General features: G+C 44.2%; 2 protein-coding genes. Both read right to left on the minus strand.

Going from position 1 to position 15,761, the window contains the following annotated elements:
• Positions 1-23: 23 nt before the first annotated feature.
• Positions 24-7,025, minus strand: coding sequence for an SDR family NAD(P)-dependent oxidoreductase (locus tag OWN49_RS02020; protein ID WP_176283302.1), 7,002 nt, complete (start codon positions 7,023-7,025; stop codon positions 24-26).
• A complete protein-coding gene (locus tag OWN49_RS02025; RefSeq protein ID WP_176283301.1) occupies positions 7,018-15,726 on the minus strand; it encodes a type I polyketide synthase in 8,709 nt (2,902 codons plus the stop codon). The genes OWN49_RS02020 and OWN49_RS02025 overlap by 8 nt, the downstream gene beginning before the upstream one ends.
• Positions 15,727-15,761: the final 35 nt, after the last annotated feature.

Raw genomic sequence — 15,761 nt, forward strand, 5'->3', positions numbered from 1 at the left:
CTGTCTCATTCCTTTTCTTTTCTTTATAATTCTTTGAAATCAAGTAAAGGAATCAGCAATTCTGACTCTTCCTTTTCTGGAGTTTCTCCATTGTCGATCCAGCATTGTTCCTTATTGAATATAACCGGAGAAAGCGGGTGTCTTTTTGTCTCTCCATATCCTAATGTGAGATGGCTGTCGCTCAATATCATATGTGCGTTCGTGCCCCCGAATCCAAAAGAACTGATTCCGGCTCTCAAAACCCCTTTTCTGGGACGCCATTCTTTTAAAGACGTGTTCGGAAAGAATGGCGACTGATCAAATTTAAAACGCGGATTTGGCGTTTTACAATGTAATGTCGGCGGGAGCATCTGATTTTTTATGGATAAGGCAACCTTTATAATACTCGCTATCCCCGCTGCGCTCATTAAATGTCCGAAATTCGTTTTTACGCTGCCTACTCCGCAAAATTGCGTTTCTTCCGTAACCTCCCGGAACACTTCAGTCAGCGCTTTTAATTCAATCGGATCTCCTATCATCGTACCGGTGCCATGCGTCTCGACATAACTGAGAGTATCTGCATCAATTCCGCCTTTTTTCAGGGCTTTTTTTATCACTGCGCTTTGCGCTTTCGGATTAGGTGTTGTCATTCCCATTGTCTGTCCGTCATTATTAACCGCGGATGAGTCAATTACCGCGTAAATTCTGTCACCTTCGGCAAGGGCGTCATCAAGTCTTTTCAAAAGGACTGCGCCGCATCCTTCTCCCGGTACAAATCCATCTGCCTTTTCATCAAATGTATGACATTTTCCTTCAGGTGAAAGCGCCCGAGCCTCACTCAGCATGACGTAAGGCTTTTGATCCAGCAAAATGTCAACCCCGCCCGCAATCGCCATATCTGACTCTTTTGACATCAGGCTTTGACAAGCGAGATGGACGCTGACCAATGAGGAAGAACATGCCGTGTCTACAACCAGATTCGGTCCTTTCAGATTAAAAAAATGTGAGATATGCGCGCCTATGAAATTTTGTCCTATACCCACGATCGTATTTTTTGAAGGTGAACCTATTTTGGACATAAACGTCCCGGTCCGCGAACCGATGAAAACGCCGACTTCTTTGTTTGATACTTCTTCTTTTGTATAGCCGCCGTCTCTCAATGTCTGGACGCTGACCTCAAGGCATTTTTTGATTAACGGATCAAGCTCTGATGCTTCACTTTTGTTCATATTAAAAAACGCGGGATCGAAAGACTCAATATCTTGAAGAAATCCGCCCCACTTACTGATACTTTTTCCTTTTTCATAGGTGTCAGAGTAGTATGAAGAAATATCCCATCGCGACGCCGGGACTTCACGGACACTATTTTGTCCTTTCTTCAAATTTCTCCAGAACGTTTCTGTGTCCGGAGCATCCGGAAACTCACAGCCCATTCCGATAATAGCGATTTGGTTCAGACTGGTTGGTTGCATTTGAGATCCGCTGTCCCGTACTTCGGAAGCATTTTGATTTATATGTTGCTCTTTTTTCCGAACCTCAATGTTTTCTGAATTAATTTGAGGACTGATCCCCTCACTTGCAAATAACTCGTTCAAATAGGCGCCCAGTTGTGAAAAACTCGGATACTCCAGAAAAGCCGAAGGTTCAATTTTTATTTGAAATGCATCTTCCGCTTTTTTGACAAGCTGAACGAGTAAGATTGAATCAACTCCGTAATCCGCAAAAGACGTATCCTGATCTAATTTCCCGTAAGGTATTTTCAGCTCTGCGGAAAAAATCTCCATTAACTTCCTGATCATAGCTTCATTGTCTCCATGACCAGAGATCACTTTTTCCTCAGCATCCGGGTTATTTTTAGCAGCTTGAATTCTTGTCTGAAGCAGCTGCTGCAGCTTGAATTTCTCCTGATGTGTCTTTGCCGGTATAAGGCATGGATATCCGTTTATCGTCATGATTTCATCTAGCATAGAAATACCTGTTTCTGTTGAGTGTGAAAGTAAACCGAGTGCCTGATATGATGGACTTGTCACCTCGCCCATTCCAATGTCCTTCCAGCTCGGCCAGTTAATTGATTGATAATATGTTCTGCCGGCTGCATGCTGATACGCCGCAAAGTAATCCATAAAAGCGTTCGCCGCGGCATAGTCACTTGTTCCGGCGCCTAATAAAGGAAAAGCGCTCGCAACAGATGAAAACAAAATGAAGAAATCAAGTTCGTCATCAATAAAAATGTCATGAAGTACCTGCATCCCTTGAACCTTTGGCTCAAATACTTCTCTTATTTCTTTATCAGATTTATGGATAAAAGCCGGATTCGAATGATTGGCTGCACCAGCGCAATGAATCACCCCGCCGATTTTGCCGAACTTCATTCTCACCTCTGAAAAGAAGCGATGTAATTTTTCTTTTTCCGTGAGCGGCCCGGAATACACTTCCACCTGAACTCCCTTTTGATCCAACTCATGCAGCAGTTGTAATTTCGAATAAAGAGGTGACTTTTCATCGGTGTCTTCTAACATGCCGGCTATTTTATCAGATTCCGGAAGGTCGGTTACTCCCATCAGCACAAGTTTTTTGACTCCCTTGCCGGCATAATGTCTGGCAAGTTCTGCTCCGATCCCTCTTGTTCCCCCTGTAATAACCAAGGTTTGATCCGTACGGCAGACCGGCAGACCGGATAGTTTCCGGTTTATTTCCGCTGCATGTAATTTCTCGACGTATGGAATATAACGTTCACCGTTCCGGTAGCAGATTTCACTATACAGCCCGTCAGCGCAAGCTTCATCTGTGATTACCTGTCTCAGTTCCGCCGCAGTCCCGACATGCCCGTCTACATCTATTGTTTTTGATTTTATCTTTTGATACTCCGCGCTCAGCATTTTATATAGTCCGGCTGTTTCGGCTCCGGCTAACGACGGCTTGTCATTCAGAAATGTCTGCAGCCCTCTTGTCACATGTAAAACGAAAAGCTGTTTACGTGTCTTTATGATTTCCTGCAGCAGTGTCAGCTTCCCGATTGTGCCGGTGCGTGCCCCGTTTTGATTACTCCGCAAATCTGACAGGTCAATCATGCCGATGATTTCCGGATTTTCTTCTATGACTGCTAGAGCCGTTTTTTTGGCTTCCCCATCCGATTGATCCCAGTTATCTGCGCAAATGACAGCGGATTCAATCAGAGGATCTGAATCAAACAATTCGAATGCAAGCCGCTCACTTTCACTATTAGCCAGGATCATCACCTGTCCTTTCGTAAAAGCGGAAGGCGCAGCCTTTTGTTTTTTCCACGATTTTTTTAATACATCAAATGATAAGTCAGTCGGTGCATGGGGCAGACTCTGCGGTACACCTGTTTTTTTCTGTTTCTCTGCTGCTTTAGCGGCAGGCACCCAATATCTGTTCCGTTCAAAAGGATATGCAGGAAGAGAGATAAGCTTCGGTAATTCCGCAGTGTACATTTCTTCCCATTCAACGTCTCCTCCGTTCACCCAGTGAATGGACATATCTCTTGCATTTTCAAAGTGAGCGGCTGACAGGGCATTCTTTTGACCAGCGCCTCGGCGGGCCTTTCCCCTATATAAACCGTTTAACTTATGATCTGACCGCAAATACATCGTCAGCTTATTGCGAAGATCGTCAATGCTGCTAACCTCAACAGCGAGCCGCTCTTCCATAGCGTTTCTCCCGGTCTGCGAGGTGTACGCGGCATCAGCTAGTGACGTTTTTGGCTCCAGTTCTTTTATATATGCATCAATCAAGAGTCTGAGCCGTTCTTCATTTTTGGCAGAAAGCAGAATAATTTGCGCCTTGTTGCTCTGTACCGTTTCCATCTTTTCTTCATTCTTATACTCTTCGATGATGATGTGGGCATTAGATCCTCCAGCGCCGAACGAACTGATGCCCGACCTTCTTGCTTGATTTTGCGGCGTCTTCCAATCAGTCAGTTCAGACTGCACGTAAAACGGTGTTTCCTCAAAATCAATATTAGGATTTAAGTTATCGGAATGAAGGGAAGGAGCAAGCTGTTTATACTTCATTTGCATCAGCACTTTTGTGATAGAAGCAATTCCAGCCGCGGCCTCTAGGTGTCCGATATTTGACTTAACCGAACCAATTGCACAACGATAATCGCTTTTCGAGCTGTGCAAAGCTTTGGTTAAACCTGAAATTTCAATCGGGTCTCCCAAAGATGTCCCGGTGCCATGCGCTTCAATATAACTTATGCTGTCTGCATCAATCCCCGCCTTATCAAGAGTTTCACTGATGACGTTTGCCTGCTCGCCCGGATTTGGCACAGTGTATCCGTTTGTTTTCCCGCCGTGATTTACAGATGTTCCCTTAATCACACCGTAAATCCTGTCCCCGTCAGCCTTTGCGGCAGAAAGCGTTTTCAAAAGAACGGCCCCGACTCCTTCTCCCGGCACATATCCGTCTCCTCCCGCTCCAAAGCTTCTGCAGCGCCCATCGCTTGAAACAAAATGATTTTGAGAAAGTAAAGTATATTTATCCGGGTGTAAGGATAAATTCACTCCTCCCGCTATGGCGAGGGTGGATTCTCCCCTTTTTATACTTTCACATGCAAAATGAACAGCAGAAAGTGAAGAAGAACACATTGTATCAATTGCAAGGCTGGGTCCGTGCAGGTCAAAGAAATATGACACCCGGTTTGCGATAGACGAATAAGAAGATAAGAGCGCCTGACGTCCCTCATCATCTGAAGCACCGGCTGCAAATAACTGATAGTGGCTGTAGGTGACGCCGACAAATACACCTGTCTTATGCCGTTTCAACTTTTTCTTTGTGTAACCCGCATCTTCAAACGTGTGCCATGCTGTCTCTAAAAATAACCGTTCCTGAGGATCAATTAACTCGGCATCACGAGGCGAAATTGAGAAGAACAGCGGATCGAATTTATCAGCGTCTTTTATAAAACCTCCCCATTTGCTGTCATGACGGGCATTGTCACCCGTGTGATAATATTTCCGAAAATCCCAGCGCTCTTTCGGTATTTCCGTTATACAATCTTTTCCGGAAGAAATATTTTCCCAAAACTGTTCCACATCCTTCGCCATCGGGTAGCGGCCGGCTATACCGATAATTGCAATATCTTCCTCGGAAGGTGCGGATGGTATGCGGGAAACGGAAAGCTTCTCCCGTTTCGCCGGCGCCGAATGATCAATTCGCTGTTCGGCTGCCGGTAAAAACGCCTTCTTCAACTCATGTTGATAGTGTTCAAGAAAATACTCTGACAACTCTTCAACACTGCTGTATTCAAAGAAAAGAGTCTTAGACACTCTTCCAAAATACTTTTCCAGACGGGAGTTAAGACCTAAAATCGTTAGAGAATCAATTCCGTAACGGTCAAATGTATCCTCGGGTAAAATGCTGTCCGCCGGTCTTCCCGTTTCCGCACCGACAATCTCTGTCAATAGACGGACCGTTTGCTTTTTCAGATCTTTTTCATTTAATTGCGGCAGACTGTTGTTTTCAGGCACAGTCTCTATCTTTTTATGGTCAGTTGAGAGTAATTCACTTATTCTATCTTTGTCTCCGCTGATAACAGCCAGCTGAGAAGCAGAACGGCTCATACTGTCCTGAAAAGCGGCAAGCCCTGCTTGGGCAGATAAAAGTTCCAGCCCCGTGTGTCTTAAAGCCTGCAGCTCTGCCGGACCAACTGTCATATTCCCCGCATCCCATAAAGGCCAATTAATAGAAAGTGTTTTCCCGGGACGTCCCTTCATGCTTCGATACTGGGTGAATCCGTCCATACATCCGTTAGCGAAGGCGTAGTCGCTCTGACCCGCATTAGGCAGAACGGCCGAAAGGGATGAAAACATAACGAAGAAATCAAGAGGCTCTTCTTCAGCTGCTTTATCCAGCCAAACGGTTCCGAATACTTTAGGCGCTATAACTTCTTCTATGCTTTCTTTCGCTTTTTTTATGATAAATGCATCCTTAACAAGTCCGGCACTGTGCAAAATTCCGTTTAATTCTCCGAATGTCTGCTTAATGTGCTTAATTAACGCGTCCGCCTCTTTTTCCTTTGAAATATCTGCCGGGACATATAAGGCTTCAGCGCCGCGATTTTCAAGAGCGCTCAATTTTTGCGCCGTTTCACGGGATGCCGGGGAACGCCCGGTTAATACCAGCTTGACTTCTGCCTGTTTCGCCAGATATTCCGCAAACAGATACCCGAGACCGCCGGCTCCTCCCGTAATTAAATACACACCGTTCTTTTTTACACTGAAACTATGTTTCTCCCCATCTTCTTTTTTTACTCTTTTAAGCTGCCTTTTATAATAATGTCTCGGCTCATAACAGGTAAAGTGGTCCGTCTTGCATTGATTGTTCCATTCAAAAGAGATGACATCTGCAATATGCTGCTTTGTAAACGGCTCGTCAAACATTGATTTCAGCTCTGCAGCCTTACATGTGAAATTCGGGTTTTCGGCCTGTACGGTCTTAAGAAAACTTTCAACCGCGTTATAAATGGGCTGAACCTCGCCCTCGGTATTTTCATACAGATACAAAATTTCTGCTTTCGGACAAAGTTTGTTCGCCATGAAGGCCTGAAACATTTGAAACAAGGAAAACAGACTTTTATTGAGCTGCTTTCTCATTGCATCTTCTGTATTTTTGAAGAGCCCGGCAGCTAAAAAATGAATAATATGGCGGGGTCTTATATTTTGAGAACGCAGAACCCCGCATAACGCATCATAATCCTTATCTTTTGCAAAGTTCATTTTAAAACGACCGTTCCGGCAATCTTCGAAACGCTCGCCGGAAGTCACGTAAATGAAAGGCGCCTCATAACCTTCAAGCTGTCTCTTCATTACGGTATACATGCTGTCGTCTTTGCAAAAAAATAAAATTGGCTCTTTCGTATTCGGGAATTTTTCACTGCCTTTAAATTCATGTCTATCCCATACCATTTCATATAGATGGGTTTTCCCCAAGCTCTTAATTAATTCCAGCCCTTCTTCACGCGTCAGGCTGCCTTCTTTCACCTTTTTCACGATTTGCTCAATTTGCATCGTTTTTTCATTCATGGAAAAGCAACTCCTCTATCAGCTCTGACGTCTCTTTCGTATTCATTTCACCTGTTTGTGCTTTTTCAAGAAGCGACATGATTTCTCCATCTGCTGTATCTTTATTTGAGTTGTGAAGCTCAGTGTTCGAGAAAGCCTCAGCCTTCTGCGCTTCATCTTTATTTAAATGAATCCAATGTCTGTTCTTGCTGAAAGGATAAAGAGGAAGAGACAGTTTAACCGGTTTGAGTTCCTCCTCATACAAGTCTTCCCAGCTGATTTCACAACCGATCGTCCACAACTGAGCCAGTTTGGCCGGCTTGTTTTGCTGAATCAGTGATTGAACATATGCATGACCTTCGGGGCCGCCGAATAAAGGAGCGTACAGACTATCAAAATCCGTTACATTTCCTTCATAAACACCTTGCAGCCTGCTCCCCTGAATGTAACCGTTTAATTTTTCAAGAAGATCTCCGATATTCGAGCAAGTGATCGCAAGGCGGCATTCAAATGGTTCCCTTCCGGTTTGCAGCGTATATGCTATTTCTTCAAGACCGATTCCGGACTTTTCTCTAAAATTGCCGTTATACGGTTTATCAGCTGATCGATTCCGCACGCTGCTGATATAGCGGCACAGCTCGCTCAGGGTCATTAATTCCTGAAATATGTCTAGTGATATTTCTGTGCCGTACATTTGGTTTATAAAAGAGATTAATTCGGAATAAGCCAACGGATCAAATCCGAATTCCGAAAGAGGTGTCTTTGCATCTATATTTGCGGTATCTAAACGCAGGATACCCGCTGCCGCTTCCCGAACCGCCTCTTGCACATCACGTTCCTGCACCTCTTGCTGACTGAATTGAACTGATAGTTCTTCATGTAAAAACGCTGTTAACTCTTTGGCTTTAACCATCAGCCTTTCCTTTGTTTTGGCCGATAGAACAATGATTTGATCCCGCTCGGCAGTTACTGCTTTATCTTGTCCGTATTCAAATTCTTCCACGATGACATGAGCATTTGCCCCGCCGAATCCAAAGGAACTGACTCCGGCACGGCGCGGAATTTCATTTCCTTTTCGATCTTTTAATCTGGCCCACTTCATAGTTTTATTGACAATATGAAACGGTGTTCCGCTTAATTGAATGTAAGGGTTCAGCTCCTTGACATGAAGTGTGGCAGGCAATGTTTTATACTTCATGGATAGTAATACTTTAATCAGCCCCGGCATTCCAGAGGCGGGCTCTAAATGACCGATATTCGTTTTTACTGAACCGATGCCGCAATATTGGTCATGATTCTTTCCTGGATGCGGCTCAAAAGATCCAAACGCTTTTTTCAAGCCTTCAATCTCAATCGGATCTCCCAGTTCTGTTCCGGTTCCGTGTGCTTCAATATAAGATATCGTATCAACAGGAATATCGGCATTTTTATAAACAGACGTTAACAGTTCTGCCTGAGCTTCCGGGTTCGGAGCGGTCAATGAAGCAGATCTTCCTCCGTGATTTTCTCCGGTTCCTCTCAGGACTCCGTAAATATTGTCTCTGTCATTCATTGCCGCTTGCAATGGTTTCAATAACAGAACAGCTGCACCTTCACCGCGGACATAACCGTCGGCAAGTTTATCAAACGTCTTACACCGGCCGTCCCTAGACAAAATACCGAGTTTATCGGTATACATATGCGTGACTGGATCTAAAAGCAGCGAAACCCCGCCTGCTACCGCCAGCTCACTTTCACCATTTTGAATCGAGCGCACAGCTCTGTGGATTGCTACAAGACTGCTTGAGCAGGCTGTATCAATGGACTCACTCGGACCTCTGAAATTAAAATAGTGGGATACACGATTGCTGATGAGCGCCTGGCTGTTTCCGGTTCCCGCAAACGCATGCGCCCCGTCCGAATGCCTCATCAGCAGCTGGCGGTAATCATTAAATTGAATGCCCGTAAACACCCCGATATGTTTGCCTGACAGCTTTGAAGCTTTGTAACCCGCATCTTCTATCGCTTTCCAGGTTTCCTGCAAATAAATTCTGTGCTGAGGATCCATGAGTTCTGCTTCCCGCGGATTAATATTGAAAAACGCCTCATCAAATTTATCGGCATCTGTGATAAATCCGCCCCATTTCGAATGTACTTCGCTGCTTCCTTTGCCTTCGGCGTATTTTTTCCAATCCCATCGATCCGGGGGAATTTCCTGAATCGAATCTTTTTCATTGATTAAATTGATCCAAAACTCATCTGCATTTTTTGCTCCCGGAAAAACACAACTCATCCCGATAATGGCAACCGGCTGCTTCTCCGGATGATGGTCAGCCTGTCTTGCTGTCTTTTTTTCAAACGGAAAACTTCGCGGCGGCTTCACGGTTTTCCCTGCGGTTTTCCCGGCGTGCACTACTTTCCTTTTTTCAGAAATGGTTTTTTCTGCATCTGTATTCCCTTTTGCAACAGTACGCAGTTCACTGCTTAGAAATTCTGAAAGAGACTTTATATGGCTGTAAGTAAAGAAAACGGCAGGTGTCAGCTTAAGCTTGTATTTTTTATTCAGTCTGACAGCTAATGTTTTCAAACTGATAGAATCAAAGCCGAGATTGCCGAAATTCTCTGCCGTATCCAGCTGTTCAATGTTTATTTTCAATAATTCCGACACCATTTGCTTCAGTTCTTCAAGGACATTGTCTGCAGAATCCGGTCCTGTATAAGAACTTTCCTCTTGACGAACCGGAAGTGTATTTACTTTTTGATGCGGCAGATCATTTTTTGCTGGTGTTGTTCCGGCATCCCCGGTAACAACCGAAATTTGCGGACAGTCACTTGCCAAAATTGTCTCAAAAGCCGCTATCCCTTCTTCCGTTTCCAAATAATCAAACCCGGATGCGGAAAGATATGCGTCTTCAGCTTCTTTGTTTAAATGCATTCCGCCTTTACGCCACAACGGCCAGTTAATCGAAATGCTCTTGCCTTGTCTCTCTTGCCGGCGGCTCTGTTCGGATCTCCAATTTATATATTGATCTTGAAAATAATTGCCCATCGCATAGTTAACCTGTCCAAAATCTCCGAAGACCGAAGACATAGAAGAAAATACGATAAAGAAATCAAGCGGCTCATCTTTCGTTAATTCATCTAAGCATACCGTTCCTTCAATTTTAGCAGTCATGCCTTCCGTAAAATCAGTCAGATTCATCTCTGTAAATAACCGATCATCGGCATGACCAGCTGAATGAATAACGCCTTGAAGGGAGCCCCAAGTCCGTTTCGTTTCTTCTATGACCCATCCCATCGTCTTTTGATCTGCGGCATCAGCTTGATAATATACCGCGTCTCCTCCAAGCGCCTGCAGCCGGTCAATGTTATGGCGTTTATCAGCTGTTAACGGTGACCTTCCCGTCAATACCAATTTTGCTTGATACTGAGAGGCTAAATATTTTGCGAAAATCAGGCCCAGACCGCCCAAACCGCCCGTTATGAGGTAAATCCCTTTCTGTTTCAGCTGATGAGAGTGCTCTGTATGATTGAATACATACTCCTTTAATGTCTTAACATACCTCTTGTCATTTATATATTTAACTTCTTCCGCCTGCCGTTCCACGCCTGAAACCATTTCGTTAAGACAAAATTCAGCCATTTTTTCAATTGATATACGTTCTGAAAAACCGATTGACTTCACATTCTCTGCGGATGGCACCAACATATTTGCCGTTTTTAAACAGCCTGCAAGAGCGCCCGTATACGGATCATTCACGCCTTCTTTAAAAGAGTGAACAAGAAGCAGAGAATGCAGATAAAGAGAGGCATCATTGCGGGCGCTCAGGGCTTTTAATAAATAAAAAATTGATTCCAGGCCGCTGAGAAGGCGGTCACCCGCGTAAAATGTTTCTCCCGTGTGCAAGATGACATCAGGAGAAAACCCCTTTTTCTCCAATTCTTCGAATAAACGAATATAATCTGACGTCACTTCCGGGTTTATACAGAATGTCAGCAGATTTTGATCGGTCTGCCGCTGATCCGGCGTGACGAGAATGACACGGCTGTCTGATTGATTTTTCAGAGCTCCAGCCAATGCTTCATCTTTTGCAAAAACCAGAATTGTTTTTGGCTCCCTATCTTTCATTTCAATCAGAGGGTTTTTTTGATCCCACTTATGCTCATAAAAACGTACATTTTTATTAGGCTTTTCGCCAAAAACCAGCCCGCTCAGTTCCATCAAAATCCCGCCGGCATTGTCTAATACATACACATCATAAGCCGAATCGCTTTCTTCAGTTTGTTCTGCATATACATAAACGGGTTCAGTCTCATGATCAAAAATCGTACATTCTTTAATATTTTCCGGGAGCTCTCCGGCATTTTCCCCCGCAAGGTATATGACGGCTTGATATGCGCTCTCAATCACTTCCGGTTTGATTATGCACCCTTTCGGCCCGGCCTTTGCTTTTATCTTTAAAAGCACCTGTCCGTTCCTGCTGACGCAGTGCTCTGCCGCTTTCAGACTGTCACTGCAGCTGTATCCGAATTCGGCAAGCCGCTGATAAAACGCTTCGTACGGTATCCGGTCTGCACGCTGAGACAGAAACGGCTCAAGATGAATATTTCCGTTCTCGTACGCCCCGTCTTCTAATTCGATCCGCCCTGAGGAATAAATGGATGAGTCGCTCTGTTTTTCTATAGAATACGATGCACCCTGATTATCCGGGGTTAATACAATCCGGATCTGCTCATTGCTTTCGCTTTGTAACATCGGTTCTCTAAAGGAGAGCTCAGTTAATTTAATAATCGGATTTCCTGAAGCCATCGCTCCGGCAGCTCTCGCCATTTCAATCTGGCTGAGAAACGGAAACATTTCCTTGTCTTGATACTTTGTTTTTATATACAAATTGGTATCGCTTACATTGATAAGAAACTTCTGTGCTTTAAAATCAGATATATTGCATGAAATGTAAGGATGCAGATCGTTATTTACGTTCATAAAGCGGCTTCCCGTATTTTGCGCATCTATTCTGCATAGCTCTTTGGCAAATGGATATCCGGGTGCTGATACCCGTCTCAAAGTGACATCTTTATAAAGTGACGGCCAATCTACTCCGTTACCGCCAACCCAGTATTCAGCAATCTTCACAAGATCCCTGTTTGCGGCTGCTTCTTCAATCTCAGCTTTGTTCATCCTTTGAGCTTCTGTTGTGTCTTTGCCGCTTGTAAAAATATGATCCCTCGCGTTTCCGAGAGTATAGTCTGTCAGCCCTTTAAGCAATTCATCTCTTGTGGAGGCGATAACAGCCAATCTGTGCGGCATTTCTTCTCTGCCGGTTTGTAAAGTAAATGCTGTATTTCTAAGTGTTTCTAATGGATAATCTCTGGCTGCTATATGTTCTTTTGCGCGTTTTGCATATTCTGCCAGCCTGTCGGCATTTTTTGCAGAAAAAACAAATAAAAGCTGTTCAGGTTCTTCAGCCGGGAGAGAAGAGAAAGCCTCATCCGTAAATTCTTCTAAAATAACATGGGCATTAGCTCCTCCTGCCCCGAAAGAACTGATTCCGGCACGCCTGGGAACGGATGACTCCCATTTTTCTGCACTGCCCGGTACATAAAAAGGTGTTTTTTGAAACGGTATATTTTCATTCAATTCAGCAGAATGAGTCAGTGACGGAACAATCGTTTTATGTTTCATTTGAAGAATAACTTTCGTAATGCCCGCTATGCCTGCAGCAGCCTCAAGATGTCCGATATTTGATTTAACCGATCCGATCGCGCATGTCTTCTTATCGCGTTCGGCACCTGAAAATGCTTTGGTCAGACCGGTGATTTCAATCGGATCTCCTAACGCGGTGCCTGTTCCGTGAGCCTCTATATAGCTGATGCTTTTTGGATCAATACATCCTTTTTTTAAGGCTCTCGTAATGACCTCACTTTGAGCTTTTGGATTCGGCACGGTATATCCATTCGTCTTAGCACCGTGGTTGATCGCTGTTGCCTTAATAACTGAATAAATCTGATCACCGTCGGCAATAGCCTTTTTTACAGGTTTCAGCAGCACGGCACCTGTCCCTTCTCCCGGCACATAGCCGTCTCCTCCTGAACCGAAGCTTCTGCACCGGCCATCACTGGATAAAAATCCGCCTTGAGTCAGGAGTTCGTATTTATGAGGATGAATGGATAAATTGACGCCTCCTGCAATTGCAAATTCACATTCATTCCTGATTAAACTTTCACAGGCAAAATGAACAGCCGTTAATGATGAGGAACACATCGTGTCCAAAGCAATACTTGGCCCGCTGAAATTAAAGAAGTAGGATACCCGGTTTGCGATTGATGCATATGAGGAAGAAACGGCCGCTTCGTGACCAACGCTGTACAGCTGATATTGGCCGTACATAACCCCTGCAAAAACACCGACGTTTTTTCTTTCAAGCGTTTTCTTTGCGTACCCGGCATCTTCTATGGTGTGCCAAACCGTCTCTAAAAACAGTCTTTCCTGCGGATCAATTAATTCAGCTTCGGCAGGAGAAATATTAAAGAACAACGGATCAAAATGATACACATCGTCAATAAATCCCCCCCATTTGCTTTGGTTTTTTACTTCGTCGCCCGCCGCAGGCTGATAGTGCAGCCCCGAATCCCACCGATCCTCAGGTATCTCAGTTATACAGTCTTTACCGTTCAATAAGTTTTCCCACAGAGTATCAAGATCATTTGCCATCGGGTAACGTCCGCTGATACCGATAATAGCGATATCATTGTCATGATACTTCTCCTGCTGGACCTGATTTTTCATCTGGATTTTCTGTTTCCCGTTAACATCGGCTGTCTGTTTATTATCTTTTTTCTTCTGAGATGGGGTGCCGCTCCCGTTTTCTCCTAACCGGAGTTTATGAAGAAGAGTATCCCTGTGCTCCTCAACGAAATACTGTGACAATTCTGCCGCAGTCTGATATTCGAATAACAGCGTTTTTGAGAGCGCGCCGAAATGTTTTTCAAGCTCATTCGTCATATTGATAATCATAACGGAATCAAGTCCGTATTTTTCCAATGCCTCTTCTGCATCTATTTTGTCCGCAGGCATCCTGAATTCTGCAGCAATTATTTTTATGATAAAATCAGATGTTTCAGCTGTCAGTTTCTCTGAATCAAATGATTCGATATTTCTCCCTTTTCCTTCATCTGCCTGAATGCTGTCTTTTCGTTCATATAATTGAGTAACATGGTTGTCAATTTGCTCATCTCCGTAAAATACAGTAAATTGCGAAAAACCGGAGGACATTGCGACTGCAAACGCTTTTTTACCTTCTTCTTTTTCTAAAGGATAAAAACCCGCCTTTTTCATTGTCTCTACCGTGCGCTCATCCACTTGCATGCCGACTTCTTTCCACAGCGGCCAGTTCAGAGAGAGAGAAATCGTATCAGAATGCTGGGCAGAACGCATATTCATGAAATGATCCATATAGCTGTTTCCAAACGCGTAATCAGATTGCCCGACATTTCCCAACACTGCGGAAGTAGAGGAGAAGCAAATGAAAAAGTCAGGATTTTCTTTCTCAACAGCATCATTCAGCCACATCGTACCCAATACTTTCGGTCTGATTACCTGATCGAATTCCTCTCGTGACTTGTTAAGAAGGAAAGAGTCACGGATGATTCCCGCGCCCTGAATGACCCCGTTTACTTTTCCATAAGAAGTTTTGGCTTTTTTGACTACATATTCGGCTTCTTCCTTATTGGTAATATCAGCCTGAACATAAACAGCTGAAGAACCGGCATCCTCCAATCGCCTCAGCTGTTTTCTTATATGGTCTGAAAGCGGAGATCTTCCTGTTAAAACAAGGCAGCATTTTGTTTGAAAAGCCAAATATTCTGCAAAGGTAAATCCTAATCCGCCCGCGCCGCCCGCGATAATATATACTCCATTTTCTCTCAGCGGCACATCTCCGCTTCCGGAATTTTTTTCGGGTTCATACGTTTTGAGGTGTTTGACATAACGCTGCATGTCTTTATAACGGATCTCTACATCTGAAGGCTGGAAATAGTTCAGCTCATTGCGTATGATATCAGCTGCGTGAACGGCTGCTATTGACTGCTCCATTTCAATGCTTTTTGCTGAGATTAACGGATTTTCCAGCTGCAATGTCCGCAAAAATCCGCTTGCCGCCGCGTAAAGAGGCTGTTCTCCGGAAAGATGCGAAAAATATCCATATAACAGCTTGATCGGTTTGCGGCAGTTATTTTTGAAGAGCGCCTGTTGTAATAAAAACAAAGAATTGACTCCGCTGTCGCATTGTTCACGAATCGCTCTCTCTGTTTTTTCAAACGGCATGTCTGACCATAAATGCACCGCTTCCCGTATATCTGACTTTTCTTCTTCTATAAGCCATCCTAACAGGTCTATGTAATCTTTTTCAGAGCGGGGGTCGATTTCAAATACACCGTCCCCGGTTTTTCGAAACTCTTTCCCCGGCTTAACCAAAATAACCCTTGTATCATGCAATGCAGCAAGTTCTTTACTCACATCTTCATTTTTATCAAATAATAAAAGGCTGCCCTCACGCCGGCCGCCTTTTACATGAATGCTGAGATCTGTCCGCTGCCAGACCGTCTGATAATATATCGCCTGTCCGTTAACCCCTGCGGAATGAAAACCAAGCTGCTGTATCCGCTTTACTCCTTCTTCCAAAGAAATGTTGCCGCTTTCTATGTCAGAAAGTACTTTTTTTCTAATATGACGGGCTTCTTTCATAAAAATCTTCATCCCCTTTACAAATGGCACTTCCG

This window comes from Bacillus sp. NEAU-242-2, assembly GCF_027853835.1.
GTDB classification, from domain to species: Bacteria; Bacillota; Bacilli; order Bacillales; family Bacillaceae; genus Bacillus; species Bacillus velezensis.